Source organism: Streptomyces resistomycificus, from assembly GCF_001514265.1.
Lineage (GTDB): Bacteria > Actinomycetota > Actinomycetes > Streptomycetales > Streptomycetaceae > Streptomyces > Streptomyces resistomycificus.
Genome location: NZ_KQ948995.1, coordinates 166,763 through 193,430, shown reverse-complemented (window position 1 = coordinate 193,430; position 26,668 = coordinate 166,763). Strand labels below are relative to the sequence as shown.

Annotated in this window: 24 protein-coding genes and 1 tRNA gene; 20 read left to right on the top strand and 5 right to left on the bottom strand. The window is 71.4% G+C overall.

The genetic code is table 11. The features are described 5' to 3' along the window. Positions 1 to 7 precede the first annotated feature (7 nt). Positions 8 to 2,566, bottom strand: a complete 2,559-nt coding sequence (locus AQJ84_RS25360; RefSeq protein WP_079022721.1) for an SCO7613 C-terminal domain-containing membrane protein — start codon at positions 2,564 to 2,566, stop codon at positions 8 to 10. A gap of 102 nt (positions 2,567 to 2,668) precedes the next feature. Between AQJ84_RS25360 and AQJ84_RS25355 the strand changes: the two genes are divergently transcribed. Together AQJ84_RS25355 and AQJ84_RS25350 are read left to right on the top strand one after the other, a co-directional pair. Further along, positions 2,669 to 3,115 carry an SRPBCC family protein gene (locus tag AQJ84_RS25355; protein WP_030038503.1) on the top strand — a complete coding sequence of 149 codons (447 nt, stop codon included), beginning with the start codon at positions 2,669 to 2,671 and terminating at the stop codon, positions 3,113 to 3,115. A gap of 39 nt (positions 3,116 to 3,154) precedes the next feature. Further along, positions 3,155 to 3,226 (top strand) — tRNA-Val (locus AQJ84_RS25350). A 40-nt stretch (positions 3,227 to 3,266) separates the two neighbouring features. Here the strand turns inward: AQJ84_RS25350 and AQJ84_RS25345 are convergent. Next, positions 3,267 to 3,992: a 3'-5' exonuclease gene (locus AQJ84_RS25345; protein ID WP_030038504.1), complete on the bottom strand. Its 726-nt coding sequence runs from the start codon at positions 3,990 to 3,992 to the stop codon at positions 3,267 to 3,269. A 192-nt stretch (positions 3,993 to 4,184) separates the two neighbouring features. On the opposite strand from AQJ84_RS25345, the gene AQJ84_RS25340 reads away from it, so the two are divergent. The 3 genes from AQJ84_RS25340 (at position 4,185) to thrS (ending at position 8,078) form a co-directional block, all read left to right on the top strand. Continuing rightward, positions 4,185 to 4,751, top strand: a complete 567-nt coding sequence (locus tag AQJ84_RS25340; RefSeq protein WP_030038505.1) for a DUF4365 domain-containing protein — start codon at positions 4,185 to 4,187, stop codon at positions 4,749 to 4,751. Then, positions 4,748 to 5,980 carry a hypothetical protein gene (locus tag AQJ84_RS25335; protein WP_053192378.1) on the top strand — a complete coding sequence of 411 codons (1,233 nt, stop codon included), beginning with the start codon at positions 4,748 to 4,750 and terminating at the stop codon, positions 5,978 to 5,980. The genes AQJ84_RS25340 and AQJ84_RS25335 overlap by 4 nt, the downstream gene beginning before the upstream one ends. Positions 5,981 to 6,101: 121 nt before the next feature. Next, complete coding sequence (thrS, locus tag AQJ84_RS25330; RefSeq protein WP_030038507.1) at positions 6,102 to 8,078, top strand: threonine--tRNA ligase; 1,977 nt, start codon at positions 6,102 to 6,104, stop codon at positions 8,076 to 8,078. A gap of 30 nt (positions 8,079 to 8,108) precedes the next feature. On the opposite strand, the gene AQJ84_RS25325 is transcribed toward thrS, so the two are convergent. Then, positions 8,109 to 8,765, bottom strand: coding sequence for a potassium channel family protein (locus AQJ84_RS25325; protein ID WP_030038508.1), 657 nt, complete (start codon positions 8,763 to 8,765; stop codon positions 8,109 to 8,111). Positions 8,766 to 8,832: 67 nt separating this feature from the next. On the opposite strand from AQJ84_RS25325, the gene AQJ84_RS25320 reads away from it, so the two are divergent. After that, entirely contained in the window at positions 8,833 to 9,390 is a 558-nt protein-coding gene (locus AQJ84_RS25320; protein ID WP_030038509.1) for an HIT family protein, read from the top strand. A gap of 107 nt (positions 9,391 to 9,497) precedes the next feature. Here AQJ84_RS25320 and AQJ84_RS25315 read toward each other — a convergent pair whose 3' ends face one another. Both AQJ84_RS25315 and AQJ84_RS25310 read right to left on the bottom strand, forming a co-directional pair. After that, entirely contained in the window at positions 9,498 to 11,159 is a 1,662-nt protein-coding gene (locus AQJ84_RS25315; RefSeq protein WP_030038510.1) for a hypothetical protein, read from the bottom strand. A 277-nt stretch (positions 11,160 to 11,436) separates the two neighbouring features. Next, the gene (locus tag AQJ84_RS25310; protein ID WP_030038511.1) at positions 11,437 to 13,635 is read right to left on the bottom strand and encodes an elongation factor G-like protein EF-G2; all 2,199 of its coding nucleotides are present in this window, start codon (positions 13,633 to 13,635) and stop codon (positions 11,437 to 11,439) included. A gap of 255 nt (positions 13,636 to 13,890) precedes the next feature. On the opposite strand from AQJ84_RS25310, the gene pgsA reads away from it, so the two are divergent. The 14 genes from pgsA to AQJ84_RS25240 all read left to right on the top strand — a co-directional run bounded on the left by pgsA (position 13,891) and on the right by AQJ84_RS25240 (position 26,625). Further along, the gene (pgsA, locus tag AQJ84_RS25305) at positions 13,891 to 14,691 is read left to right on the top strand and encodes a phosphatidylinositol phosphate synthase (protein WP_225889146.1); all 801 of its coding nucleotides are present in this window, start codon (positions 13,891 to 13,893) and stop codon (positions 14,689 to 14,691) included. Further along, the gene (locus AQJ84_RS25300) at positions 14,688 to 15,608 is read left to right on the top strand and encodes a phosphatidylinositol mannoside acyltransferase (RefSeq protein WP_030038513.1); all 921 of its coding nucleotides are present in this window, start codon (positions 14,688 to 14,690) and stop codon (positions 15,606 to 15,608) included. Before pgsA ends, AQJ84_RS25300 begins: the two co-directional genes overlap by 4 nt. Beyond that, complete coding sequence (locus AQJ84_RS25295) at positions 15,605 to 16,777, top strand: glycosyltransferase family 4 protein (protein WP_030038514.1); 1,173 nt, start codon at positions 15,605 to 15,607, stop codon at positions 16,775 to 16,777. Before AQJ84_RS25300 ends, AQJ84_RS25295 begins: the two co-directional genes overlap by 4 nt. A gap of 200 nt (positions 16,778 to 16,977) precedes the next feature. Continuing rightward, the gene (locus tag AQJ84_RS25290) at positions 16,978 to 17,520 is read left to right on the top strand and encodes a LemA family protein (RefSeq protein WP_030038515.1); all 543 of its coding nucleotides are present in this window, start codon (positions 16,978 to 16,980) and stop codon (positions 17,518 to 17,520) included. A 126-nt stretch (positions 17,521 to 17,646) separates the two neighbouring features. Beyond that, positions 17,647 to 18,558 (top strand): pyridoxal 5'-phosphate synthase lyase subunit PdxS, encoded by a 912-nt coding sequence (pdxS, locus tag AQJ84_RS25285; RefSeq protein WP_030038516.1) that lies wholly within the window; start codon positions 17,647 to 17,649, stop codon positions 18,556 to 18,558. A 6-nt stretch (positions 18,559 to 18,564) separates the two neighbouring features. Beyond that, on the top strand, positions 18,565 to 19,170 hold the full coding sequence (gene pdxT / locus AQJ84_RS25280) for a pyridoxal 5'-phosphate synthase glutaminase subunit PdxT (RefSeq protein ID WP_030038517.1): 606 nt from the start codon (positions 18,565 to 18,567) through the stop codon (positions 19,168 to 19,170). Positions 19,171 to 19,218: 48 nt separating this feature from the next. Continuing rightward, the gene (locus AQJ84_RS25275) at positions 19,219 to 19,971 is read left to right on the top strand and encodes a YebC/PmpR family DNA-binding transcriptional regulator (RefSeq protein ID WP_030038518.1); all 753 of its coding nucleotides are present in this window, start codon (positions 19,219 to 19,221) and stop codon (positions 19,969 to 19,971) included. A gap of 203 nt (positions 19,972 to 20,174) precedes the next feature. Continuing rightward, a complete protein-coding gene (ruvC, locus tag AQJ84_RS25270; RefSeq protein ID WP_030038519.1) occupies positions 20,175 to 20,705 on the top strand; it encodes a crossover junction endodeoxyribonuclease RuvC in 531 nt (176 codons plus the stop codon). Beyond that, positions 20,702 to 21,307, top strand: coding sequence for a Holliday junction branch migration protein RuvA (gene ruvA, locus AQJ84_RS25265; RefSeq protein WP_053192380.1), 606 nt, complete (start codon positions 20,702 to 20,704; stop codon positions 21,305 to 21,307). The genes ruvC and ruvA overlap by 4 nt, the downstream gene beginning before the upstream one ends. 10 nt (positions 21,308 to 21,317) lie before the next feature. Next, on the top strand, positions 21,318 to 22,388 hold the full coding sequence (gene ruvB, locus AQJ84_RS25260; protein ID WP_030038521.1) for a Holliday junction branch migration DNA helicase RuvB: 1,071 nt from the start codon (positions 21,318 to 21,320) through the stop codon (positions 22,386 to 22,388). Positions 22,389 to 22,552: 164 nt separating this feature from the next. Next, positions 22,553 to 23,062 (top strand): preprotein translocase subunit YajC, encoded by a 510-nt coding sequence (yajC, locus tag AQJ84_RS25255; protein ID WP_030038522.1) that lies wholly within the window; start codon positions 22,553 to 22,555, stop codon positions 23,060 to 23,062. 122 nt (positions 23,063 to 23,184) lie between these two features. Then, positions 23,185 to 24,966, top strand: a complete 1,782-nt coding sequence (secD, locus tag AQJ84_RS25250) for a protein translocase subunit SecD (protein ID WP_030038523.1) — start codon at positions 23,185 to 23,187, stop codon at positions 24,964 to 24,966. A 1-nt stretch (position 24,967) separates the two neighbouring features. After that, complete coding sequence (gene secF / locus AQJ84_RS25245) at positions 24,968 to 26,089, top strand: protein translocase subunit SecF (RefSeq protein ID WP_030038524.1); 1,122 nt, start codon at positions 24,968 to 24,970, stop codon at positions 26,087 to 26,089. Then, a complete protein-coding gene (locus tag AQJ84_RS25240) occupies positions 26,086 to 26,625 on the top strand; it encodes an adenine phosphoribosyltransferase (RefSeq protein WP_030038525.1) in 540 nt (179 codons plus the stop codon). The genes secF and AQJ84_RS25240 overlap by 4 nt, the downstream gene beginning before the upstream one ends. The last annotated feature ends 43 nt before the right edge of the window (positions 26,626 to 26,668 follow it).

Genomic DNA, 26,668 nt, shown 5'->3' with positions numbered 1-26,668 from the left:
CCGAGGGCTAGTTCATCCTTCCCAGGACCTCCCGCACCCGTCGGACATCGCGGATCCGCCGCTCGTACGTCGCCCCGAGCGCGAGCAGCAGCAGTCCGGCGAGGGCGGGAGGCACCCAGCGGGGGAGCGCGTCGGTGACCTGGACGAGGTAGGGCGCGAGTTCGTGCAGCGCGACCAGGGCCAGCACCGACCCGCCGAGCAGGAGCGGAGCCTGGAGGTGGTGCCGGGCACCCAGCAGGGTGACCAGCAGCGCGGCCGCGCCCAGCAGCAGGGGGCGCGTCCAGTGCGTGTCGCCCCAGGCCGCGACCAGGCTCGGCAGGAGGGTGGCGGCCAGGCCCGGCCCGTATGCCGTCCAGGAGGACGTCTGCGGGTCGCGGCGCCGGCGCAGGCCGCCGATCAGCAGGGCCGGGACGGTGACCGGGAGCGTGTAGGCCTCGGGGGTCACGACGTCCGAGGCCGCCAGGCGGACCCAGGTGGCCAGGACGAACAGCGCGGCGGCCGCGTAGCCGACGGGGCGGCGGTCCGGACGGATCGCCGTGCCCGCGGCGATCACCGCGCACAGAGCCAGGACCAGGGCCAGCAGGGGCGGATCGGTGGCGGCGAGGCCGGCGGCGAGCAGGCCCGCGGCGGCGCCCGCGACCTCGACAGGCACGGTGGCCGTGGCGCGGCCCAGCCGAGCGGCCCACACCGCCGCGGCCGCGGGGACCGTCAGGACGAGCAGCGCGATGTGTGACGGCTGCCAGTCCAGGGCGGCCCCGGCCGCGCAGGCGAGCGCGGTGGCGTGGGCGAGCGCGGCCGGAGCCGTGGCGGGGGCGAGGCGCGAGCGCCACGAGGCCGCCGCGAACAGCGCGGCCGAGGCGGCCAGTACGGTCAGCGTCGCGGACCGTGAGGCGAGGGAGAGGAAGGCGAGACTGAGCGAGGTGACCAGGGCGAGGACGAGAGCGGTGAGGCCCGGCGGCGGGAGGAGACCGCCGGCGGTCGTCGCCGCGGGGGCCTGAGCGGGTGCGCCCGGCGGGGCGGCCGCGGTGGGGGCTCCCTCCGGCACAATCCGTACCGGCACCGCTTCGAGGGCCAGTGCCGCTGCCGCGAGCGCCGCGACCGTCGTGACCCCGAACGTCACCAGGCCGACCGCGTACGGCAGTTCGAGTACCGCCGGAAGGCTGAGTGCCGTCGCCCAGGCCAGGCCGAGCGCGCCGCACAGCGCGCGAGGGCGCCACTCCCCGGCGCGGACCCCCAGCACGAGCACGGCCGCGACAGCGGCCAGTACGAGGGGGACCGTCCCCGTGTGCGGCGGCCAGGGCGCGTCGAACGTGACCGCCGCGCGGGCGTCCGACGGCGCGCCGGTCCAGGCGCGTTCCACCCAGCCGACCGGTCCCAGCAGTGCCAGACCGGCCACGGGCAGGGCCCACAGCACCGCCAGCGCCTGTACGGTGCCCGAGGCCCACGCGCAGCCGTGCCGCACCGGCTCCGGGAGCCGGACGGCCCGCACCGCCGCCAACAGGGCGATCCCGAAGGCCAGATGGACCGGGACCGTCCATGCCTCAGGCAGTGCGGGGCGTACCGCACCGCCGAACGCGGCGACCGTGAGCAGCCCGGCGGTGACGGCCAGGCCGAGGGCGTCCTTCCTGCCGTGTCCCCGCTCGGCGCCGGGCTCGGGGCTCTCGTCGCGGCCCGCCGGGGCGCCGCCCGCCCCCGCGGCGCTGCGTCCCCCGTACCAGGCCGCGGCCAGCGTGATCGACGCTCCGAGGAGGAGGAGCGCCGCCGCACGGGCGGCGGCGCTCGGGCCGGAGGCCGTCCAGGACAGCCAGCCGGCGGCCAGTACGCCCCAGGCGCCCGTGCCGTACGCGCCGACGGTGGCGGCGACACGGACGGACCCGGCCCTCGCCCGCAGCGCCACGCCCGTGTCGAACCCTGCCGTGACCAGCAGTGCGGCCGTCACCCCGTAGGGCGAGGCGTCGGCGGCCAGCGCCCACAGCAGCAGCGGGAGTTGGGCCGAGGCCAGGGCGGCCGGGAGAGGCAGCCGCAGGCCGCCCGTGACCGGCAGCAGACCGTACGCGGCCCACGCCACCGCGAGCACGGCCGCGGCGACCGCCGCGTACCCCGTGCCGTCCACCCCGGTGAGGGCGACCTCGTGCAGGGCGTACGCGTCGAGCACCGTCAGCGCCAGCCCGAGGCCCGCCACCGACTCGGCCGTCGAACGCAGGCCGCGCTTCAGCAGCGGCACCGGCGCCGCGAGCGCGGCCAGCGTGACCGCGCCCAGCACCGCGGACCGTCCGGCGATGCCCAGATGCCCCCAGCTGACCAGGGTGAACACGATCGCCGCGATGGTGAGCAGGACACCGCCGAGCACAAGCAGCACGTTCTGGACCCGGGGTGCGGGAGCCTCGGACCGGGGCGGCCCGAGGGGCGTGGGCCCGGACGGTGCGAGGGGCGCCGGCCGCGCCGACTGCAGGGCCGCGACCAGCCAGGCGCGGCGCGCCAGCAACTGGGCCCGTCGGGCGTCCAGTTGCCACAGTTCGGCATCGAGGAGCCGCAGTTCCTCTGCCGGGGGCGGAATGTGCGTCATGCCTTGGAGTGTGGGCCGGGTCACGCCGTAGGGCATGAGTGCGGGTACTCAGTACGTACTCATATGCGGCACGAGGGGCCCCCGCCCGGGCAGACTCCTTCCATGGACTGGACCCGCTACCGCTTCCACAGCCGATGGCCGCTGCCCGAGCCGCCCGCCACCGTGTACGCCGCGCTGGAGCAGGCCGAGGACTATCCGCGCTGGTGGCGCCAGGTGCGCGAGGTGGAACGCGTCGACGGCACCAGCGCGGTGATGCGCATCCGCTCCCTGCTGCCGTACGACATGACCTTCACCGCCCGCGAGGTGCGGCGCGACCCGGCGGCCGGGGTCCTGGAGAGCGCGCTGTCCGGGGACATCGACGGCTGGGCGCGCTGGACGGTCACCGCGGACGGCACGGGCAGCCTGGCCCGCTACGAACAGGTGGTCGACGTGCGCAAGCCGCTGCTGAGGCGGTTCGCCGTACCGGGACGGCCGGTGTTCCGCGCCAACCACTGGCTGATGATGCGGGCCGGACGGCGCGGTCTGGCCGGGTACCTGCGAGCGGTTTGAAGGAAGGGCGCTCAGGCCTGTATTGTTCAGTCCGTTCCCGGGCGATTAGCTCAGTGGGAGAGCGCTTCGTTCACACCGAAGAGGTCACTGGTTCGAACCCAGTATCGCCCACCGGGAAAAAGCCGGTCCGCGTCGAGCGGGCCGGCTTTCCTCATGCCGCGGCCGGCAGATCCGGACGCAGCGGCCACGACGTGTCCACCACCTCCTCGGTGCCGCTGCGCGCGAACCACGCCTGCAGGCCCCGGGCCTGCGCCGCGTGCCACACCGCCTGCTGGCTGTGCAGCTCGGCGGGGCTCAGCCGCTCCAGCCGGGCCGCGAACCTGCGCCCCACCGCCCGTACGACATCCAGCGCCGCCAGCGCGTCGGCGCCCGCGTCGTGCGCGCCCTCCAGAGAGACCCCGTAGTGCGCGCACAGGTCCGTGAGGGTGCGGCGGCCCTTGCGATAGCGGTCCAGATGCTTGTCCAGGACCCGCGGGTCGAGCACCAGAAGGGGGGAGGACTCGAACCAGCGCTCCAGCGACGAGGCACGGTGCCGGCGCAACTCCCGGTCCAGCAGCGTCAGATCGAACGGCGCGTTCATCACCACCAGGGGACGGCCCGCCGCGGCCTGCTCGGCCAGCGCCTCGGCTATCTCGTACATCACCGGAGCCGGCCAGCGGCCGTTGCGCTGCAGATGCTCCTCCGTCAGTCCGTGCACCTCCGTCGCCCCGGCGGGCACCGGCACCCCCGGGTTCACCAGCCACCGGGTCACCCGCGGCCGGGTCCCCGGGGCGTCCTGGACGACGACGGCGGCCGACACGATCCGGTCGGTCTGCACGTCCACGCCCGTGGTCTCCGTGTCGAAAGCGGCCAGGGGCCCTTCGTACCAACAAGCCATAGCAACACAACCCCTCGTTCACCCACGGCAGCTGACGCCCCGTCTTCTGCCCCGTTTGGTGATACCCGGGCTGTTTGCGCCGTACGCCGGAAGGACACAACAGGAGTACGGGTCTTTGCAGTTCAGCGACCCGGTGTGGGATTCACCCGGCCCAGGTCTGGGCATATCACTTGGCTTGGAAGGCTGTTCGTCATGGCGATAGCCCAGCCCGAGCGGGGCGGGCTGCTGCCCGAACGCACCAGCCCTCATCGCGGCACACTCGCCACCACCGCCTGCATGGAGACACTGCAGGTCGGCTACCTGCACGCGGTCGCGGCGGCCGCAGGCTGCTCGCTGTCCCAGCCCTTTCCGGACAACGGCATCGACTGGCACGTCAGCCACGGCTCGCCCGGGCACACCGTCGACGACGAGGTGACCATCAAGGTCCAGCTCAAGTGCACGTACCAGATCCCGCCGAACCCTCCCGGCCGCTCCTTCTCCTTCACGCTCGACAACGACCATCTGCGCAAGCTCGCCCGCACCCCGGTCTCGGTGCACAAGATCCTGGTCGTGATGCTCGTGCCACGGTCCCAGGACCAGTGGCTGCGGGCCGGCCACGACCGGCTCGACCTCAGGCACTGCTGCTACTGGGTCAACCTCGCCGGGCACCCCGTCACCGGCCGGAACCGGACGACCGTGCGGATACCGACCTCGCGCATCTTCGACGACCGGGCGCTCTGCGAGATCATGACGCGGGTCGGCACGGGAGGCAGACCATGACGCACCGCCCGCTGGAAGAGCCGCTGCGGCCCGTACGACCGCATCCCGCCGAACCCCTCGGCGCGGCCTGGAACCGTCCCCCCGAGCCCGGCGACGTCGACCCCGCCGTGCTCGGCGCCCTGCTGCGCCGGCACGGCTGGCAGCGGCGCGGGGGAGCGGCCGGACGGTACGGCCGCTGGACCCCGCCCGGTCCGGGCGCCGGTGCGACGAGCCTGCTGGTGCCCGAGAGCCGGGCCTTCCCCGACAGCGAGGACCTGCTCGCCGAGGCGTTGCTCGCCCTCGCCCGCAGCGGGACGCCCTCCGCGCGCGAGGTGCTGGTCTCCCTCGCCGTGCCCAGCGACGAGATCCGCTGGTGGCAGGACGTCCCGACGGGCCCCGCCGAAGTCACCGCCTGGACGGTCGAGGAACAGCTGCGCGCGGCGGCCCGCCAGATGCTGCTCGCCGGAGCGCTCGCCACGCGCGCGCGTGCGGGCTACTACGGCGCCCGCTACCGCCGCACCGCCGCCGCCTCCCTGGCAGACGTCCTCGTGGGCTCCGCGAGCGGCGGTCGCCTCACCGCCTTCGCGCCCGTCGCGACCGCCCGTCCGCTCGCCGTACGCCTGCACCAGGCCCTGTACGCCGCCCGCGAGGCCGTCGACTACCAGCGGGCCACCGGCGGCATGGACGCCTTCGACGGCGCCGTCGAGGCCGGCGTCAGCCGCGAGCTCACGGAGGCACTGATCGCCCTCGTGCGCGGTACGGAGGGCGCGCGTGTCGGCGTGGACTGGGCGCCGGCGGCCGGTGTGCCCGCAGGGTGCGCGGCCCGTGCCGAGGCCGTCGAGTTCTCGCCCGGCGACCTGCCCGTGCTGCGTGAGGCCGGGGCCCGCTATCTGCGTGCGGAACCCTCCGTGCCGGTGCGGATCACGGGCGCGGTGGTCCGGATGCACCGGTCGGGGGCGCGCGGCGAGGGATCGGTACGGCTGCGGGTGATCGCGGGCGCCGAGATCCCGCACCTGCGGCTGACGCTGGACGAGGAGTCGTACCGGATCGCCGGGCACGCGCACCTCGTCGGGCTGCCGGTGCGGGTGCACGGGCGGCTGGAGAGCCGGGGAGGCTTCCGGCGGCTCACGGACGCCTCCGGGGTCGCACCGGTGCAGGTCGACGAGGCCGAGCGGGACCGGCTGATGAAGTCACTGCAGGACAACTCCGAGATCGCGGCCTTCTTCGAGGAGGCCTGCGGAGGGGACTGAGGCGGGCGGAGCGGGGCGGCGGTCATCCGTTTCGCGGTGCGCGGTGCCGGGTCGGTACGATCCTTCTCATGCGCGCGCTCCCGGTATGGCGCCGCACCCCACCTTCAGTCAGGAGAGACCGGTGTCAGACGTCCGTGTGATCATCCATCGCGATTCCGAGCGGGAAGAGCGCGTGGTGACGACGGGCACTACGGCTGCCGAGCTCTTCGCCGGCGAGCGCTCGATCATCGCCGCGCGCGTGAGCGGGGAGCTCAAGGACCTGTCGTACGCGCTCCAGGACGGCGAGTCCGTCGAGGGCGTCGAGATCTCCTCCAAGGACGGCCTCGACATCCTGCGCCACTCCACCGCGCACGTCATGGCGCAGGCCGTGCAGGAGCTCTTCCCCGAGGCCAAGCTGGGCATCGGCCCGCCGGTCAAGGACGGCTTCTACTACGACTTCGACGTCGAGAAGCCGTTCACGCCCGAGGATCTCAAGGCCGTCGAGAAGAAGATGCAGGAGATCCAGAAGCGCGGCCAGCGCTTCGCCCGCCGTGTGGTCACGGACGAGGCCGCCCGCGAGGAACTGGCCGACGAGCCGTACAAGCTGGAGCTGATCGGCCTCAAGGGTTCCGCTTCGAGCGACGACGGCGCGGACGTCGAGGTGGGAGCCGGCGAGCTCACCATCTACGACAACCTCGACGCGAAGACCGGCGACCTGTGCTGGAAGGACCTCTGCCGCGGTCCCCACCTGCCGACGACCCGCAACATCCCGGCGTTCAAGCTGATGCGCAACGCGGCCGCCTACTGGCGCGGCAGCGAGAAGAACCCGATGCTCCAGCGCATCTACGGCACCGCGTGGCCGACCAAGGACGAGCTGAAGGCGCACCTCGACTTCCTCGCCGAGGCCGAGAAGCGCGACCACCGCAAGCTGGGCTCCGAGCTCGACCTGTTCTCGATCCCCGAGCAGATCGGCTCCGGCCTCGCCGTCTTCCACCCCAAGGGCGGCATCATCCGCCGGGTCATGGAGGACTACTCGCGCCGCCGCCACGAGGAGGAGGGCTACGAGTTCGTCTACACCCCGCACGCGACGAAGGGGAAGCTCTTCGAGACCTCGGGCCACCTGGACTGGTACGCCGACGGCATGTACCCGCCCATGCAGCTCGACGAGGGCGTGGACTACTACCTCAAGCCCATGAACTGCCCGATGCACAACCTGATCTTCGACGCGCGCGGCCGCTCGTACCGTGAACTGCCGCTGCGCCTCTTCGAGTTCGGGACCGTGTACCGGTACGAGAAGTCGGGCGTCGTGCACGGCCTGACCCGGGCCCGCGGCTTCACCCAGGACGACGCGCACATCTACTGCACACGTGAGCAGATGTCCGAGGAGCTCGACAAGACGCTCACCTTCGTCCTCGGCCTGCTGCGCGACTACGGACTCACCGACTTCTACCTGGAGCTGTCCACCAAGGACCCGGAGAAGTTCGTCGGCTCCGACGAGGTCTGGGAGGAGGCGACCGAGACGCTGCGCCAGGTGGCCGAGAAGCAGGGGCTCCCGCTCGTGCCCGACCCGGGCGGCGCCGCCTTCTACGGCCCGAAGATCTCCGTCCAGACCAAGGACGCCATCGGCCGCACCTGGCAGATGTCGACCATCCAGCTCGACTTCAACCTGCCGGAGCGCTTCGAGCTCGAGTACACCTCGCCCGACGGCTCCAAGCAGCGCCCGGTCATGATCCACCGCGCGCTGTTCGGCTCCATCGAGCGGTTCTTCGCGGTGCTCCTGGAGCACTACGCGGGCGCCTTCCCGGCCTGGCTGGCCCCGGTCCAGGCGGTCGGCATCCCGATCGGCGACGGCCACGTCGAGTACCTGGAGAAGTTCGCCGCCGCGGCCAAGAAGCAGGGGCTGCGGGTGGAGGTCGACTCCTCCTCGGACCGTATGCAGAAGAAGATCCGCAACGCCCAGAAGCAGAAGGTGCCCTTCATGGTCATCGCGGGCGACGAGGACATGTCGAACGGCTCGGTGTCCTTCCGCTACCGCGACGGCTCGCAGGAGAACGGCATCCCCGTCGACGAGGCCATCGCGAAGATCGTGAAGGTCGTGGAGGAGCGGGCGCAGGTCTGATCCGCCTCGCGCGTGGGCCCTCGGCGAGTCTCAGCTCGCCGGGGGCCCTTCGCCGTCCTCCCGCGAGAAGACCTGGAGCAGCCAGGCGGAGAACGATCCGGTGACCGCGCCCAGCAGGGCCAGCCCGCAGCCCATCAGCCCGACGGCGATCACCCGCCCCGCCGGGGTCACGGGAGCGACGTCGCCGTATCCCACCGTCGCCAGCGTGGCGCACGTCCACCACACCGAGTCGCCGAACGTCCGGATCGTCGCGTGCGGGGCGGCGTACTCCTGGTGGTACACGGCGAGCGCCCCGGCGAACCCGAGCAACGCCACCGACAGGCCCGCGTACACGATCACCCGGGCGTGCAGGGAGAGGCGGGGGTGGCCGTGGCGACGCTGTACGGCGTCGTAGACCTTGACGATCTGCACCGGGCGCAACAGGGGCAACAGCACGACCACCGTGTCCAGCCAGCGCCGGCTGACGAAGCCCGGGCCCAGGCCGCTGAGCCGCCAGCGCACCCCGTAGTCGATCAGGAACAGCGCCCAGCTCGCGCAGGTCAGCGCCAGTGCCGTGTCCCGCACCGCCTCCGGCAGGTCGTGACCGAGGACGCGCACCGCGTACGAGGTCAGGAAGAGCAGCGAGGCGACGCCGAGCGGAACCTCGGCGCGACGCTCCCAGTCGGTCAGGCGGCTGTCGTTGCCCATCCGTCCAGCTTGGCCCGGGACGCTTTCGCGTGAACCCCGGCGACACGGCGCGAACGGGCGAAGCCATATGCTGCATGGCATGACGAGTGAGCCGGAGCAGCAGTGGGGCGTGGGGACCCAGGACGCGTTCCAGCGTCTGTGGACGCCCCACCGGATGGCCTACATCCAGGGTGAGAACAAGCCGACCGGCCCGGGTGCCGACGACGGCTGCCCCTTCTGCTCGATCCCGGCCAAATCCGACGAGGACGGGCTGGTCGTGAGGCGCGGCGAGCAGGTCTACGCGGTGCTCAACCTCTACCCGTACAACGGCGGCCACCTCATGGTCGTGCCCTACCGGCACGTCGCCGACTACACGGACCTCACCGACGCGGAGACGGTCGAGCTGGGCACGCTGACCAAGCAGGCCATGACCGCGCTGCGCAGCGCGTCCGGTGCCCACGGCTTCAACATCGGCATGAACCAGGGCTCGGTGGCGGGGGCCGGTATCGCGGCCCACCTGCACCAGCACATCGTGCCGCGCTGGGGCGGCGACACCAACTTCATGCCGGTGGTCGGTCACACGAGGGTGCTGCCGCAGCTGCTGGCGGACACCCGGAAGATGCTGGCGGAGGCCTGGCCGGTCTGAACGAGGCCGTTCAGACCGCAGGGGCTTGGAGGCTTGCGGGCTGGGGTGCCGCGCCCGATGACGGCGCAGCAGCCTGACCCGCACGCCCCCGCCCCACCGACGGAGACCTACGCGTCGTAGACGTCCGCCTTCCGCGGTGACGCGTCCTGCACCGCGGTGCTGAGGAACGCCGACCGGTTGCCGAACTTCTCCGTGTCGACGCCGTTCTCCTCCAGGACCCGGATCGCCGCCGCGTGCACGACCCGCAGCACCGGTGTGGCCGCGCGCAGCGCGTCGTCGGCCATGAAGCGGTGCCGCCACGGCTTGTCCGCCCAGGCGTGCCGCAGCCCGAAGGGCTCGGGCAGGGACAGCCCGCCGCCGAGCCAGTTCAGCAGCGGCGGATACCGGGTCAGCGGTGCCCGGGCCGCCAGCCGCACTACCTCGTCCGCGTCGACCAGCGGGAGCTTCACCTTCCGGGTCTCCCAGAACCTGACCGACTTGGCGACCTCCTTCTCCTTGGCCGCCGGCTTCGAGGTGAACAGCGAGTGCACCGGCCCCAGCGCGTGCCCGGTCACCTCGATGCGCAGCGTCTCGTGCAGCACGGTCACCGTGATCAGCATGGTGATGACCAGCTGCCCGTCCCACAGCGTCCACTGCACGCCCAGGTAGTGCCGGTCACCCGCGCCGAACTGCTGCTTGTTGCAGATGTCCTGTATGGCGTGGTTCTTGACCTGGTACGCGTCCACGTCCGTGCCCTCGGGCCGTGACACCGCGTCGGCGTTCTCCCCGACGGGGGTGACGATCCAGTGCCGTACGGACGGCTTGGGGAAGCCGCCCGTGTTCAGCGTGTTCCGCTCCATCATCCGCAGCTTGTCGTGGATGGAGCGTATGACGTCCCAGCTGCGGAACGGGTGGATCTCCCGGGTGGGGTCGGCGGCCACCAGGTCCTCGGCGAGCTGCCAGCTGCCCCAGCGGGTGCCCATGCCGAGTATGCCCTTGGGGCCGGCGTAGAAGACCGAGTTGGACTGCTGCTCGGCGCTCAGCTTGGCGAGGGACTGGCGCAGCTGCTCGGCCGCGGTCTCGCCGGGGCTGCTCGGCACCGCCTCGGGCACCTTGGCGCCGACGCTGCTGCCGGACAGCAGACTGTTCCAGCGCTCCCTGAGGTCCCGGGCGGTCCGCTCGCAGATCTGCTTGGCCCAGAACCAGCCGACGACCGGCAACACGATCGACGCTCGCGCGTACCAAGCCCAGAACCCGTCGAACGGGGTGCGTACGAGGAAGATCACGGCGAGCGCGCCGACGCCGACGAGCAGGGTGGTGGCGAGGGCTCCGGCCTGCTTGTTCTCGGTCTTCGCCACGGTGGTGCGGATCTGGAAGACCAGCAGCCAGATGAGGAGCCCGGGCAGGAACAGCAGACCGCACAGCACCGTGACGATCGTCAGCAGGTTGTCGCGGTCCCTGCGGATGTTGTTGGCCGCGAGACAGTGCTCGACGACGACCTGCGGCTCGGCGCCGAAGGACTGGATGAGCGGCTTGCGGCCGGCGCCCAGCATGCGGGCGATCACGGCCGCGGAGAAGGCCTCGCCCAGGTTGGGCCGGAAGATCCGCGCCCATGAGCGGCCGTCCTTGACGGTCGACTGGTGCCACTCGCTGTTGGCCTTGAGGATGTCCTTGACGTCGTTGTCCCGATAGGCCGCCGAGGCCAACGCGAACGTCGACGTCTGGCCTCCGTCACCCGTACGCGGCACCTGCGGACCGAAGATGTCCGCGTAACCGCCGTCAACGGTCATTCCCGCCCCCGATCGCCGCCTGCCTGCTCATGCGGCCTTCCCGACTTCCTTGCTTCGCACACCTGTTGATCAGGTCATCAGCGTATCCGCAGGCACGGACATCCGTCGGCGGACGTATCAACCCGCCGTCCACGCGGACTCCAACAGGCTGTCCCACGCGGGCTCCAACACGCCGTCGGCGGACGGCCGCAGCCGCCCGCCGACGTGGAGGGGAGCGTTCCGAATACGTCGTTCGTACGGCTCCCGGCAACCTCACCTGTACGGTGCCGGACGCCAACTACAGGACGCTGCCCGCCTCTTCACGGACCCTCTCGGCGACCTGCGGCGGCATCGGCTCGTGCCGCGCGTAGGAGCGGCTGAAACGCGCCGTGCCGTGGGACAGGGAGCGCAGATCGACGGCATAGCGCCCGATCTCGATCTCGGGCACCTCCGCGCGCACCAGCGTGCGCCCCCCGTTGGTCTGTTCCGTGCCGAGCACCCGGCCACGCCGCCCGGACAGGTCGCTCATCACCGCGCCCACGTACTCGTCGCCGACCAGGACGCTCACCTCGGCCACCGGCTCCAGCAGATGGATCCTCGCGTCGGCCGCCGCCTCCCGCAGCGCCAGCGCGCCGGCCGTCTGGAACGCGGCGTCCGAGGAGTCCACGGAGTGCGCCTTGCCGTCCAGCAGGGTCACCCGGATGTCGATGAGCTGATGTCCGGCGGCAACTCCCTTGGCCGCCTGGGCCCTTACGCCCTTCTCCACGGAGGGGATGAACTGGCGCGGCACCGCCCCGCCGACCACCTTGTCCACGAACTCGATGCCCGAACCACCCGGCAGGGGCTCCACCTCGATCTCGCAGATGGCGAACTGCCCGTGCCCTCCGGACTGCTTCACGTGGCGGCCACGGCCACCCGACTTCGCCGCGAACGTCTCCCGGAGGGAGACCCGGTGCGGGATGACGTCGACCTGTACGCCGTACCGGCTGCGCAGCCGCTCCAGCGCCACGTCGGCGTGTGCCTCGCCCAGGCACCACAGCACCACCTGGTGGGTGTCCTGGTTCTGCTCGAGGCGCATCGTGGGATCCTCGGCGACCAGCCGGGACAGCCCCTGGGAGAGCTTGTCCTCGTCCGCCTTGCTGTGTGCCTGGATGGCGAGCGGCAGCAGCGGGTCGGGCATCTCCCAGGGCTCCATGAGCAGCGGGTCGTCCTTGGCCGACAGGGTGTCCCCGGTCTCGGCCCGTCCGAGCTTGGCCACGCACGCGAGATCGCCGGCGATGCAGTGGGTGAGCGTCCGCTGGTGCTTGCCGAACGGCGCGGACAGGGCGCCGATCCGCTCGTCGACGTCGTGGTCCTCGTGCCCCCGGTCGGCGAGACCGTGCCCGGACACGTGCACGGTCTCGTCCGGGTGCAAAGTCCCCGAGAAGACCCGCACCAGCGAGACCCGGCCCACGTACGGGTCGGAGGACGTCTTCACGACCTCCGCGACCAGGGGCCCGTCCGGATCGCACAGCTCCAGCTCGCGCGGTGTGCCGTCGACCGTGGTGACCCTCGGTGCCGTGCGCTCCAGCGGGGTCGGGAAGCCCCGTGTGACCAGTTCCAGCAGCTCGACCGTGCCGAGTCCCTGCCTGGCCCCGTCGGCGGCCGGCGCCGCGGCCAGGACCGGGAAGAAGACCCCGCGCGCGACGGCCCGCTCCAGGTCCTCGATCAGCGTCTTGACGTCGACCTGCTCACCGCCGAGGTAGCGGTCCATGAGGGTCTCGTCCTCGCTCTCCGAGATGATCCCCTCGATCAGCCGGTTGCGGGCCTCCTCGATCAGCGGCAGCTGGTCCTCGACCGGCTCGGACTCCTCGCGCTCCCCGGACGCGTAGTCGAACAGTTTCTGCGACAACAGCCCGATCAGACCGGTCACGGGCGCGTGCCCGTCCGGCGCCTGCGGGCCGCGCAACGGCAGGTACAGGGGAAGTACGGCATCGGGGTCGTCGCCGCCGAAGGCCTCGGCGCAGATCCGTGTCATCTCCTCGAAGTCCGCCCGCGCGGACTCCAGGTGCGTGACCACGATCGCCCTCGGCATGCCGACGGCCGCGCACTCCTCCCACACCATGCGCGTCGAGCCGTCCACGCCGTCGGAGGCCGAGACGACGAAGAGGGCCGCGTCCGCCGCTCGCAGACCGGCCCGCAGTTCTCCGACGAAGTCGGCGTATCCGGGGGTGTCGAGAAGGTTGATCTTGTACCCGTCCCATGCGACGGGCACCAGGGAGAGCTGCACCGAGCGCTGCTGCCGGTGCTCGATGTCGTCGTAGTCGGAGACGGTGCCGCCGTCCTCCACGCGGCCCGCCCGGTTCACCGCTCCCGCTGTCAGCGCGAGAGCCTCCACCAATGTCGTCTTGCCCGATCCGGAGTGGCCGACCAGCACCACATTCCGTACGGACGCGGGTTGGTCGGCCGCCGTAGCCCTGCCGGCGGCTCCGGGGTGTGCGTTCGCCTTGTCGCCCATGGTCCTGCCTCCCGTGCACGGTGAGGTCACTGTGGGCGCGGGCATGCGGATCCTCCCCCAGACTCAGTCCGGGGCACCCCCAGCGGTGGCGGCTCCGTTGACGCCCGCGGTGTTCTTCGAGCTTTCCACTCCGGTCACGGTGCGTCCATACGAGGGACGCGGATCGCGCCGCGCACCGTCGCCCGCGAGCCATCCGCCGCTTCGCGGGACGGGCGGCGGGTGCCCGGCCGTCAGCCACGCGCGCGCGTGGCTACGATGGGCCAGCCGGTGGCCAGCAGGGGCCGCTCGGCCACACCGACCCTCGGGAAGGCCATGCTGAACAAGTACGCGCGTGCATTCTTCACGCGTGTCCTCACACCGTTCGCCGCGTTTCTCATCCGGCGGGGCGTGAGCCCCGACACGGTCACGCTCCTCGGCACGGCCGGTGTGGTCGCGGGTGCGCTGGTCTTCTACCCCATGGGCGAGTTCTTCTGGGGCACGGTAGTGATCACGCTCTTCGTGTTCTCCGACCTCGTCGACGGAAACATGGCCCGCCAGCTCGGCCGCTCCAGCCGCTGGGGCGCCTTCCTCGACTCCACGCTGGACCGGGTCGCCGACGGCGCGATCTTCGGCGGCTTCATCCTCTGGTACGCCGGCGGGGGCGACGACCTGGTCCTGTGCGCCGTCTCGATCTTCTGCCTGGCCAGCGGTCAGGTGGTGTCGTACACCAAGGCCCGTGGCGAGTCGATCGGTCTGCCGGTCGCCGTCAACGGCCTCGTCGAGCGCGCCGAGCGCCTGGTGATCTCCCTGGTGGCGGCCGGCCTGGCGGGTCTGCACGCGTTCGGGGTCCCGGGCGTCCAGTACCTGCTGCCCGTCGCGCTGTGGATCGTCGCCGTCGGGAGCCTGGTCACGCTGATCCAGCGGGTCGTCACGGTCCGCCGGGAGTCCGCCGAGGCGGAGGCGGCCACCGCCCAGGAGCAGCGGGAGCAGTCCGGACAGCAGGAGCAGTCCGGACAGCAGGAGAAGCCACAGCAGCAGGAGAAGCCCGAGACCCAGGGGAGCGAGGCCGCGAAGTGAGTGCCCAGGAGCGGGTCGCCGACGCCCTGTACGGCCTCGGCTGGGCAGTGGTGAAGAAGCTCCCCGAGCCGGTCGCCGTGCGCCTCGGCCGGAGCATCGCCGACCTCACCTGGAAGCGCCGCGGCAAGGGCGTCCAGCGGCTGGAGAGCAACTACGCGCGCGTGGTGCCCGACGCGGGCCCCGAGCGCCTGGCCGAGCTCTCGCGCGCGGGCATGCGCTCGTACCTGCGTTACTGGATGGAGTCCTTCCGGCTGCCCGCCTGGAGCCCGGAGCGCGTCAAGGGCGGCTTCGAAGGCCAGGACCTGCACCACCTCATGGACGGCCTGGCGGCGGGCAAGGGCGTCATCCTCGCGCTGCCGCACATGGCCAACTGGGACCTCGCCGGCGCCTGGCTCACCACCACACTGAACCGGCCGTTCACCACGGTGGCCGAGCGCCTGAAGCCGGAGACGCTCTACGACCGCTTCGTCGCCTACCGGGAGGGCCTCGGCATGGAGGTCCTGCCGCACAGCGGCGGCACCGCCTTCGGCACCCTGGCCCGCCGGCTGCGCGACGGCGGCCTGGTCTGCCTGGTCGCCGAGCGGGACCTGTCCTCCTCCGGCGTCGAGGTCCGGTTCTTCGGCGAGGCGACGCGGATGCCGGCCGGACCGGCGCTGCTCGCCCAGCAGACCGGCGCGCTGCTGCTGCCGGTGACGCTCTGGTACGACGACACGCCCGTCATGAAGGGCCGGGTGCATCCCCCGGTCGAGGTCCCCGAGACAGGTACGCGGGCCGAGAAGACGTCCGTCATGGCACAGGCGCTGGCCGACGCCTTCGCCACCGGGATCGCCGACCATCCGGAGGACTGGCACATGCTGCAGCGCTTGTGGCTCAAGGATCTCGACGCCGCGCGTTCTCCCGCCGGGGGGACCGCGTGAGAATCGGCATCGTCTGCCCCTACTCCTGGGACGTCCCGGGTGGCGTCCAGTTCCACATCCGCGACCTCGCCGAGTACTTCATCCGCCTCGGCCACGACGTGTCCGTCCTCGCCCCGGCCGACGACGACACCCCGCTGCCGCCGTACGTCGTCTCGGCCGGCCGCGCGGTGCCGGTGCCGTACAACGGCTCGGTGGCCCGGCTGAACTTCGGCTTCCTGTCGGCGGCCCGGGTGCGGCGTTGGCTGCACGACGGCTCGTTCGACGTCGTGCACATCCACGAGCCGTCCTCACCGTCCCTGGGCCTGCTGGCCTGCTGGGCCGCGCAGGGCCCGATCGTCGCCACCTTCCACACCTCCAACCCGCGTTCCCGCGCGATGATCGCCGCGTACTCGATCCTCCAGGCCGCCCTGGAGAAGATCAGCGCGCGGATCGCGGTGAGCGAGTACGCCCGCCGGACGCTCGTCGAACACCTCGGCGGTGACGCCGTGGTGATCCCCAACGGCGTCGACGTCGACTTCTTCGCCAAGGCCGAGCCCAAGGCGGAGTGGCAGGGCGACACGATCGGCTTCATGGGCCGCATCGACGAGCCACGCAAGGGTCTGCCGGTGCTGATGAAGGCCCTGCCGAAGATCCTCGCCGAGCGCCCGCAGACCCGGCTGCTGGTCGCCGGACGCGGCGACGAGGAGGAGGCGGTCGAGTCGCTGCCCGCCGAACTCCGCCCGCGCGTCGAGTTCCTCGGCATGGTCAGCGACGAGGACAAGGCGCGCTTCCTGCGCAGCGTCGACCTGTACGTCGCCCCCAACACCGGCGGCGAGAGCTTCGGCATCATCCTGGTCGAGGCGATGTCGGCGGGAGCCGCCGTGCTGGCCTCGGACCTGGACGCCTTCGCCCAGGTCCTCGACCAGGGAGCGGCGGGCGAGCTGTTCGCCAACGAGGACGCGGACGCGCTGGCCGACTCCGCGTTGCGCCTGCTCGGCGACCCGGCCCGCCGGGCCGCGCTGCGCCAGCGCGGCAGCGCACACGTACGGCGCTTCGACTGGTCGACGGTCGGAGCGGACATCCTGTCCGTGTACGAGACGGTGACGGCGGGCGCGGCGGCGGTCGCCGCGGTGGACGACGAGCGGACGACGGGCCTCAGGGCAAGGTTGGGGCTGACACCGAGGGCGTGAACGCTTGACGCCGGGCGGGGTATGAACACCTCGTCCGGCGTTTGCGGAGGCGGGGCACGAACTAGCCCGTCCGGCGTCTGAGGACGAGGCCGTCCAGGCCGAAGCGGGGGACCGGGGCGGCAGCCCCCGGAGCGCGCCCCGTCCAACACCCGCACGACACCCCGCCAACCCAGCGGAGCGCACCGGTAGCCTTGCCGCCCGTGAGCGCAACCCTGATCTGGATCCTCGTCGCCCTGGTCGCGATCGGCCTCTACCTGAGCTGGACCGCCGGGCGGCTCGACCGGCTGCACGCCCGCATCGACGCCACCCGCGCCGGCCTCGACGCCCAACTGCTGCGCCGCGCCTCGGTGACCCAGGAACTGGCGACGTCCGCCGTGCTCGACCCGGCCGCCTCGATCGTCCTGTACGAGGCCGCGCACGCCGCCCGGCAGGCCGAGGAGGAACAACGCGAGGTCGCCGAGAGCGAGCTGAGCCATGCGCTGCGGGCCGTGTTCGCCGAGCCGCAGCAGGTCGAGGTGGTACGGGCGGCGCCCGGGGGAGAGGAAGCCGCCCGGGAACTGACCGAGGCCGTGCGCAGGGTGCCGATGGCTCGGCGCTTCCACAACGACGCCGTACGGGCGGCCCGGGCACTGCGCCGGCACCGCAAGGTGCGCTGGTTCCGACTGGCCGGCCACGCCCCGTTCCCGTTGGCCTTCGAGATGGACGACGAGCCGCCCGCCGCACTGGCCGACCGCCCTTCCTAGGCCCCTGCGCACGGGGAGCCGGCCGGAAAACGATCCACCGGCTCTCCATTGGCCCTTGCTGTGGCCTGGTGCTCTCGCGTTTCCTCAGTGCTGCAGAAATCCTCTTTCACTTCAGCGAGGTCACCCGTGTCCAGCACGATTTCCGAAAACCAGGCTCCCGAGACCGGCACCGCCCGCGTGAAGCGCGGTATGGCCGAGCAGCTCAAGGGCGGCGTGATCATGGACGTCGTCACGCCGGAGCAGGCGAAGATCGCCGAGGACGCGGGCGCCGTCGCCGTCATGGCCCTGGAGCGCGTCCCGGCCGACATCCGCAAGGACGGCGGTGTGGCCCGCATGTCCGACCCGGACATGATCGAGGGCATCATCGAGGCCGTCTCCATCCCGGTCATGGCCAAGTCCCGCATCGGTCACTTCGTCGAGGCCCAGGTCCTGCAGTCCCTCGGCGTCGACTACATCGACGAGTCCGAGGTCCTCACCCCGGCCGACGAGGTCAACCACTCCGACAAGTGGGCGTTCACCACCCCGTTCGTCTGTGGTGCCACCAACCTGGGCGAGGCCCTGCGCCGCATCGCCGAGGGTGCCGCGATGATCCGCTCCAAGGGCGAGGCCGGCACCGGCAACGTCGTAGAGGCCGTCCGCCACCTGCGCCAGATCAAGAACGAGATCGCCAGGCTGCGCGGCTTCGACAACAACGAGCTGTACGCCGCCGCCAAGGACTTGCGCGCCCCGTACGAGCTGGTCAAGGAAGTCTCCGAGCTCGGCAAGCTCCCCGTGGTCCTGTTCTCCGCGGGCGGCGTCGCCACTCCCGCCGACGCCGCGCTGATGCGCCAGCTCGGTGCCGAGGGCGTCTTCGTCGGCTCCGGCATCTTCAAGTCCGGCGACCCGGCCAAGCGCGCCGCCGCCATCGTGAAGGCCACCACCTTCTACGACGACCCGAAGATCATCGCGGACGCGTCCCGCAACCTCGGCGAGGCCATGGTCGGCATCAACTGCGACACCCTCCCCGAGTCCGAGCGCTACGCCAACCGCGGCTGGTAACCACTCATGAACACTCCTGTCATAGGCGTCCTGGCCCTCCAGGGCGACGTACGGGAGCACCTCGTCGCCCTGGCCGCGGCCGACGCCGTGGCCAGGCCGGTGCGGCGCCCCGAGGAGCTCGCCGAGGTGGACGGCCTGGTCCTCCCCGGCGGCGAGTCCACCACCATCTCCAAGCTGGCCGTCCTCTTCGGTGTGATGGAGCCCCTCCGCGCGCGCGTGCGGGGCGGGATGCCGGTCTACGGCACCTGCGCCGGCATGATCATGCTCGCGGACAAGATCCTCGACCCGCGCTCGGGCCAGGAGACGATCGGCGGCATCGACATGATCGTGCGCCGCAACGCCTTCGGACGTCAGAACGAGTCCTTCGAGGCGGCGGTCGACGTCCGGGGCGTCGAGGGCGATCCTGTAGAGGGCGTGTTCATCCGGGCCCCGTGGGTGGAGTCCGTCGGCGCCGAGACCGAGGTGCTCGCCGAGCACGGCGGCCACATCGTCGCGGTCCGCCAGGGCAACGCGCTCGCCACGTCGTTCCACCCGGAACTGACCGGCGACCACCGCGTGCACTCCCTGTTCGTCGACATGGTGCGCGCGAGCCGGACAGCGGAGTCCTTGTAGGATCTCTGGGGTTCGTACGGAGTTGGGTTACGCGAAGGAGACAGGCAGATGTCCGGCCACTCTAAATGGGCTACGACGAAGCACAAGAAGGCCGTGATCGACGCCAAACGCGGCAAGCTCTTCGCGAAGCTGATCAAGAACATCGAGGTCGCGGCCCGGATGGGCGGCGTCGACATCGAGGGCAACCCGACGCTGTACGACGCCATCCAGAAGGCGAAGAAGCAGTCGGTCCCGAACAAGAACATCGACTCCGCGGTCAAGCGCGGCGGCGGTCTCGAGGCCGGTGGCGCCGACTACGAGACGATCATGTACGAGGGCTACGGTCCGAACGGCGTCGCGGTGCTCATCGAGTGCCTCACCGACAACCGCAACCGCGCCGCCTCCGACGTCCGCGTCGCCATGACCCGCAACGGCGGCTCCATGGCCGACCCGGGTTCGGTGTCGTACCTCTTCCACCGCAAGGGCGTCGTCATCGTGCCCAAGGGCGAGCTGAGCGAGGACGACGTCCTCGGCGCCGTCCTGGACGCGGGCGCCGAGGAGGTCAACGACCTCGGCGAGTCCTTCGAGGTGCTCAGCGAGGCCACCGACCTGGTCGCGGTCCGCTCCGCCCTCCAGGACGCGGGGATCGACTACGACTCCGCCGAGGCCAACTTCGTCCCGACCATGCAGGTCGAGCTGGACGAGGAGGGCGCGAAGAAGATCTTCAAGCTGATCGACGCGCTCGAGGACAGCGACGACGTACAGAACGTCTTCGCCAACTTCGACGTCAGCGACGAGGTCATGGAGAAGGTCGACGCGTAACGCTGCCGCGCGCAGAGCAGGTTCGGCGGGCCGGATGGGACACACGTCCACCGGCCCGCCGCTGTTGTCGGTGGCAGCGGATAGCCTGGCGTGAAGTCAAAGATCACCGTCCACGGATCGCGGCCGGCCGCCCAGCCCCTCGAGGGTGCTCGGCCGGGTCCGCGACAGCGGCGGCGGTCCGGTTGCCAGGAGGGGAGGGGCGCGTGCGCGTACTGGGGGTCGACCCGGGACTGACCCGATGCGGTGTCGGCGTGGTGGAGGGCGTCGCCGGACGTCCACTCACGATGCTGGGTGTCGGCGTCGTACGCACGCCCGCGGACGCCGAGTTGGGGCAGCGCCTCGTCGCCGTCGAGCAGGGCATCGAACAGTGGCTGGACGAGCACCGGCCCGAATGCGTCGCCGTGGAACGGGTGTTCAGCCAGCACAACGTGCGGACCGTGATGGGCACGGCCCAGGCCAGTGCCGTCGCGATGCTGTGCGCCGCCCGCCGCGGCATCCCGGTCGCCCTGCACACCCCCAGCGAGGTCAAGGCCGCCGTCACCGGCAGCGGACGTGCCGACAAGGCCCAGGTGGGTGCCATGGTCACGCGCCTGCTGCGGCTCGACGCCCCGCCCAAGCCCGCCGACGCGGCCGACGCCCTCGCCCTCGCCATCTGCCACATCTGGCGCGCCCCCGCCCAGAACCGACTCCAGCAGGCCGTCGCCCTGCACGCATCGAAAGGCCGTACGGCATGATCGCCTTCGTGAGCGGCACGGTCGCCGCACTCGCCCCCGACGGAGCCGTCGTCGAGGTCGGCGGTGTCGGCATGTCCGTGCAGTGCACGCCGAACACGCTGTCCACGCTCCGCCTGGGCCAGCCGGCCAAGCTCGCCACCTCCCTCGTCGTACGGGAGGACTCGCTGACCCTCTACGGCTTCGTGGACGACGACGAGCGCCAGGTCTTCGGGCTGCTGCAGACAGCGAGCGGGGTCGGACCGCGGCTGGCACAGGCGATGCTGGCGGTGCACACGCCGGACGCACTGCGCCGAGCGGTGGCCACGGGTGACGAGAAGGCGCTCGTCGCGGTTCCCGGCATCGGGAAGAAGGGCGCGCAGAAGCTGCTGCTGGAGCTCAAGGACCGGCTGGGCGAGCCGATCGGTGCTCCGGTCGTCGGCGCCCCGGTCACCAGCGGCTGGCGCGACCAGTTGCACGCCGCCCTGATCGGCCTCGGCTACGCCACCCGCGAGGCCGACGAGGCGGTCGCCGCCGTCGCCCCGCAGGCCGAGGCCGCCGACGGCACCCCCCAGGTGGGCCACCTGCTGAAGGCCGCCCTGCAGACCCTGAACCGCGCCCGCTAGGAGAACGTCAGTGAACTGGGACGACACGTCCGAAGAGACCGCCGCCGAGCGGCTGGTGGGCTCTGTCGCCGACGGTGAGGACCAGGCCGTCGAGGCCGCCCTCCGCCCCAAGGACCTGGACGAGTTCATCGGCCAGGAGAAGGTCCGCGAACAGCTGGACCTCGTCCTGCGCGCCGCACGCGCGCGGGGCGCGACCGCCGACCACGTGCTGCTCTCCGGCGCCCCCGGCCTCGGCAAGACCACCCTGTCGATGATCATCGCGGCCGAGATGAACGCCCCGATCCGCATCACCAGCGGCCCGGCCATCCAGCACGCCGGCGACCTCGCCGCGATCCTCTCCTCCCTCCAGGAGGGCGAGGTCCTCTTCCTCGACGAGATCCACCGCATGTCCCGGCCCGCCGAGGAGATGCTCTACATGGCGATGGAGGACTTCCGCGTCGACGTCATCGTCGGCAAGGGCCCCGGCGCCACCGCCATCCCGCTCGAACTGCCCCCCTTCACCCTGGTCGGCGCCACCACCCGGGCGGGCCTGCTGCCGCCCCCGCTGCGCGACCGCTTCGGCTTCACCGCGCACATGGAGTTCTACGAGCCCGCGGAGCTGGAGCGCGTCATCCACCGCTCCGCGAACCTGCTCGACGTGGAGATCGACGCCGACGGAGCGGCCGAGATCGCCGGCCGCTCCCGCGGCACGCCCCGTATCGCCAACCGCCTGCTGCGCCGCGTGCGCGACTACGCCCAGGTCAAGGCCGACGGCGTGATCACCCGCGACATCGCCGGGGCGGCCCTCGCCGTCTACGAGGTCGACGCCCGCGGCCTGGACCGGCTCGACCGCGCCGTCCTGGAGGCCCTGCTCAAGCTGTTCGGCGGCGGACCGGTCGGCCTGTCGACGCTGGCCGTGGCGGTGGGGGAGGAGCGTGAGACCGTCGAGGAGGTGGCCGAACCGTTCCTCGTCCGGGAGGGCCTGCTCGCCCGGACCCCGCGCGGGCGGGTCGGCACACCGGCGGCATGGGGGCATCTCGGCCTCACCCCGCCCCGCTCCGCGGCCACAGGAAACGGACAAGGGGACCTGTTCGGGGCGTGACGGCGAGCGCGCTGGCCGGGCCAGGAACCCTGGTGCCATGCTGAGCGTTGTTCCATGCGCGCGGACTCGCTTAGACTCCGCCGATGCCGCCTTTGTCGGCGGCGCACACACCCCCAACCATCAGGCCGCTCACCATCGCGGTCACGTGAAGGAAGTACCGACCCGTGAGTCTCGTGACCCTCCTCCCGTTCATCGTGCTCATCGGGGCCATGTTCCTGATGACCCGCTCCGCCAAGAAGAAGCAGCAGCAGGCCGCGAACATGCGGAACGAAATGCAGCCCGGCAGCGGCGTCCGCACCATCGGGGGCATGTACGCGACGGTCAAGGAGGTCAGCGAGGACACGGTCCTCCTCGACGCCGGTCCCGGCGTCGACCTCCTCTTCGCGAAGAACTCGATCGGTGCCGTCCTGACGGACGACGAGTACAACCGCATCGTCCACGGGATCGAGCACGACCTGAAGTCCGACTCCGACGTCGTCCCGGACGACGCCTCCTCCCTCACCGAGACCGACGAGCCCGCTGACGACGCCGCCGCTTCCGACGACAAGTCCGTCGACCTCGGCAAGAAGGACATCACCGAGGAGTCCGCCGCGACCCCGGCCGACACCGCGGCCGTCGAGGCGAAGACGGACGAGGAGCCGAAGAAGACCGACGGCGAGTCCGAGGCGAAGTAGCCGCACTCCCGGGCGGCTCCGCGCGCCCCGGAACGTGCACAGCTCGCACGGGATCCGACACCATGTGATGGCCGCCCGCCCGCAGATCCGGCGCGAGGCGGCCCGAGAGGGAGTACGAGAAGGTGGCAGCACCTAAGAAGGGCCGGAGCGCGAGCGCCCAGAGCAAGCCAGGGCGCTCGCTGGCCCTCATCCTGATCGCCATCGTGGCGCTCACCGGGGGGATGTTCCTCTCCGGGCACACCACTCCGCGTCTCGGCATCGACCTTGCCGGTGGTACGAGCATCACGCTGCGGGCGGTCCCGGAGGCCGGCCAGGAATCCGCGATCAACAAGACCAACATGGACACCGCGGTCGACATCATGAACCGCCGTGTCAATGGTCTTGGTGTCTCGGAGGCCGAAGTTCAGACCCAGGGCCGGGACAACATCATCGTCAACATCCCCAAGGGCACGAACTCCGAGGAGGCCCAGAAGCAGGTCGGCACCACCGCCAAGCTGTACTTCCGGCCGGTCGTCGCCACCGAGGTCTCGGGCGCCGCCGCGACGGGCAGCCCGTCGCCGAGCCCCTCCGGCAGCGCGTCGGGTGACAAGGCGACCGACAAGGCGACCGACAAGGCCACGGAGAAGGCCACGGATCCGTCGACCTCGTCGTCCTCCCCCTCCGCCACCCCCACCTCGCAGGGCCGCGCGGTCACCGACGGCCTGAAGGCCGACGCGACGCCGTCGACGAGCACCTCCCCGGCGGCCAGCGCCTCCCCGTCCGCGAGCGGCGGCGCCGCCGACACCGGCAAGCTCGAGGCCCAGTACGCGGCACTCGACTGCACCGACAAGAAGGCCCGCGCGAAGGCCGGTGACGGCAGCAAGCCCACCGACTCGACCGTGGCCTGCGGTCAGAACTCGCAGGGCCAGTGGCAGAAGTACATCCTGGGCCCGGCCGAGGTCGACGGCACCGACGTGGACAAGGCCGAGGCCGTCCTCAACACGACGACGGGCGCCGGCTGGACCGTCACCATGAAGTTCACGGACGGCGGCTCCAAGAAGTTCGCCGCCATCACCGGCAAGCTGGCCCAGAACCAGTCTCCGCAGAACCAGTTCGCCATCGTCCTGGACGGCGAGGTCGTCTCCGACCCGTACGTGAGCCAGGCGCTGACCGGCGGCAACGCGGAGATCTCCGGCAACTTCACGCAGGAGTCCTCTCAGAGCCTGGCCAACATGCTCTCGTACGGCGCCCTCCCGCTGACCTTCAAGGAGGACAGCGTCACGACGGTGACCGCCGCCCTCGGTGGTGAGCAGCTGCAGGCCGGTCTGATCGCCGGCGCCATCGGCCTCGCCCTGGTCGTCCTCTACCTGGTGCTGTACTACCGCGGCCTGGCGCTCATCGCCGTGGCCTCGCTGCTGGTCTCCGGCGCGCTCACCTACGTGATCATGGCGCTGCTCGGCCCGACGATCGGCTTCGCGCTGAACCTTCCCGCCGTGTGTGGTGCCATCGTCGCGATCGGCATCACAGCGGACTCGTTCATCGTGTACTTCGAACGGGTCCGGGACGAGATCCGCGAGGGCCGCTCGCTGCGTCCCGCCGTCGAGCGGGCCTGGCCGCGTGCCCGGCGCACGATCCTGGTCTCCGACTTCGTGTCGTTCCTCGCCGCCGCGGTGCTCTTCATCGTCACGGTCGGCAAGGTCCAGGGCTTCGCGTTCACACTCGGTCTGACCACCCTTCTCGACGTGGTGGTCGTGTTCCTGTTCACCAAGCCGCTGCTGACGCTCGTCGCGCGCAGCAAGTTCTTCTCGAGCGGTCACAGCTGGTCCGGCCTCGACCCCAAGCGGCTGGGCGCCCAGCCCCCGCTGCGCCGCACCCGCCGTCCCGCCCAGCCTGCCGCCGGCCCTGTCGACCCGAAGGAGGCGTGAGATGTCGAAGCTCGGCAACCTCGGCGCCCGACTGCACCGTGGCGAGGTCGGCTACGACTTCGTCGGCAACCGCAAGATCTGGTACGGCCTCTCGATCCTGATCACCATCACGGCCATCGTCGGCCTGGCGGTGCGCGGCCTGAACATGGGCATCGAGTTCGAGGGCGGCGCCGTCTTCACCACCCCGAAGAACACGAGCGTCTCGGTGTCGCAGGCGGAGACGTACGCGGAGGAGGCCTCCGGGCACGACGCGATCGTCCAGAAGCTCGGCGACGGCAGCCTGCGCATCCAGATCGCGGGCATCGACACCGACAAGTCCGGCCAGATCAGGCGGGAGCTCGCCGACGACCTCAAGGTCGACAGCGAACAGATCGCCGCCGACCTGGTCGGCCCCAGCTGGGGTGATCAGGTCGCCAACAAGGCGTGGCAGGGCCTCGGCATCTTCCTGGTCCTGGTCGTGATCTATCTGGCGATCGCCTTCGAGTGGCGCATGGCGGTCGCCGCGTTCGTCGCGCTGATCCACGACATCACCATCACGGTCGGCATCTACGCCCTTGTGGGCTTCGAGGTCACACCGGGCACGGTGATCGGTCTGCTGACCATTCTCGGTTATTCGCTCTATGACACGGTCGTCGTCTTCGACAGCCTCAAGGAGCAGACCAAGGACATCGCCAAGCAGACCCGCTGGACCTACAGCGACATCGCCAACCGGTCGATCAACAGCACCCTGGTCCGCTCCGTCAACACCACCGTGGTCGCGCTGCTGCCCGTCGCGGGCCTGCTGTTCATCGGTGGCGGTGTCCTCGGCGCCGGCATGCTGAACGACATCTCGCTGTCGCTGTTCGTCGGTCTCGCGGCCGGTGCGTACTCCTCGATCTTCATCGCCACGCCGCTCGTCGCCGACCTCAAGGAGCACGAGCCGCAGATGAAGGCGCTCAAGAAGCGCGTACTCGCCAAGCGCGCGCAGGCCGGCTCCCAGGGCGAGCCCCTGGACGCCCCGGCCACCGAGGCGTACGACGACGAGCCCGAGGACGACGAGGCGACCCCCGCGGTCGTCGGCCCGCGCAACCAGCCCTCCTCCCGCAGTCGGGGTCGGGGCCGTCCTTCGGGGAAGCGCCGATGACCGACATCGAGGAGCTGCTGCTCAGCAGGATCCGTGACGTGGCGGACTACCCGGAGCCGGGCGTGATGTTCAAGGACATCACCCCGCTCCTGGCGGACCCGGCGGCCTTCACCGTGCTCACCGACGCGCTCGCCGGGATCGCCGAGCAGACCGGAGCCACGAAGATCGTCGGCCTGGAGGCCCGCGGCTTCATCCTCGGTGCCCCGGTCGCCGTCCGCGCGGGCCTCGGCTTCATCCCCGTGCGCAAGGCGGGCAAGCTCCCCGGAGCGACCCTCAGCCAGGCGTACGACCTGGAGTACGGCTCCGCCGAGATCGAGGTGCACGCCGAGGACCTGAGCGGGGCCGACCGCGTCCTGGTCGTCGACGACGTCCTGGCCACCGGCGGCACCGCCGAGGCCTCGATCCAGCTGATCCGCAGGGCGGGCGCCGAGGTGGCGGGCCTCGCCGTCCTCATGGAGCTCGGCTTCCTGGGCGGCCGGGCCCGCCTGGAGCCGGCCCTCGCAGGCGCCCCGCTGGAGGCGCTGCTCAAGGTCTGAGCTCCCACCCGTACGAAAACCCCTGCGCGGGCCGCACACAGCC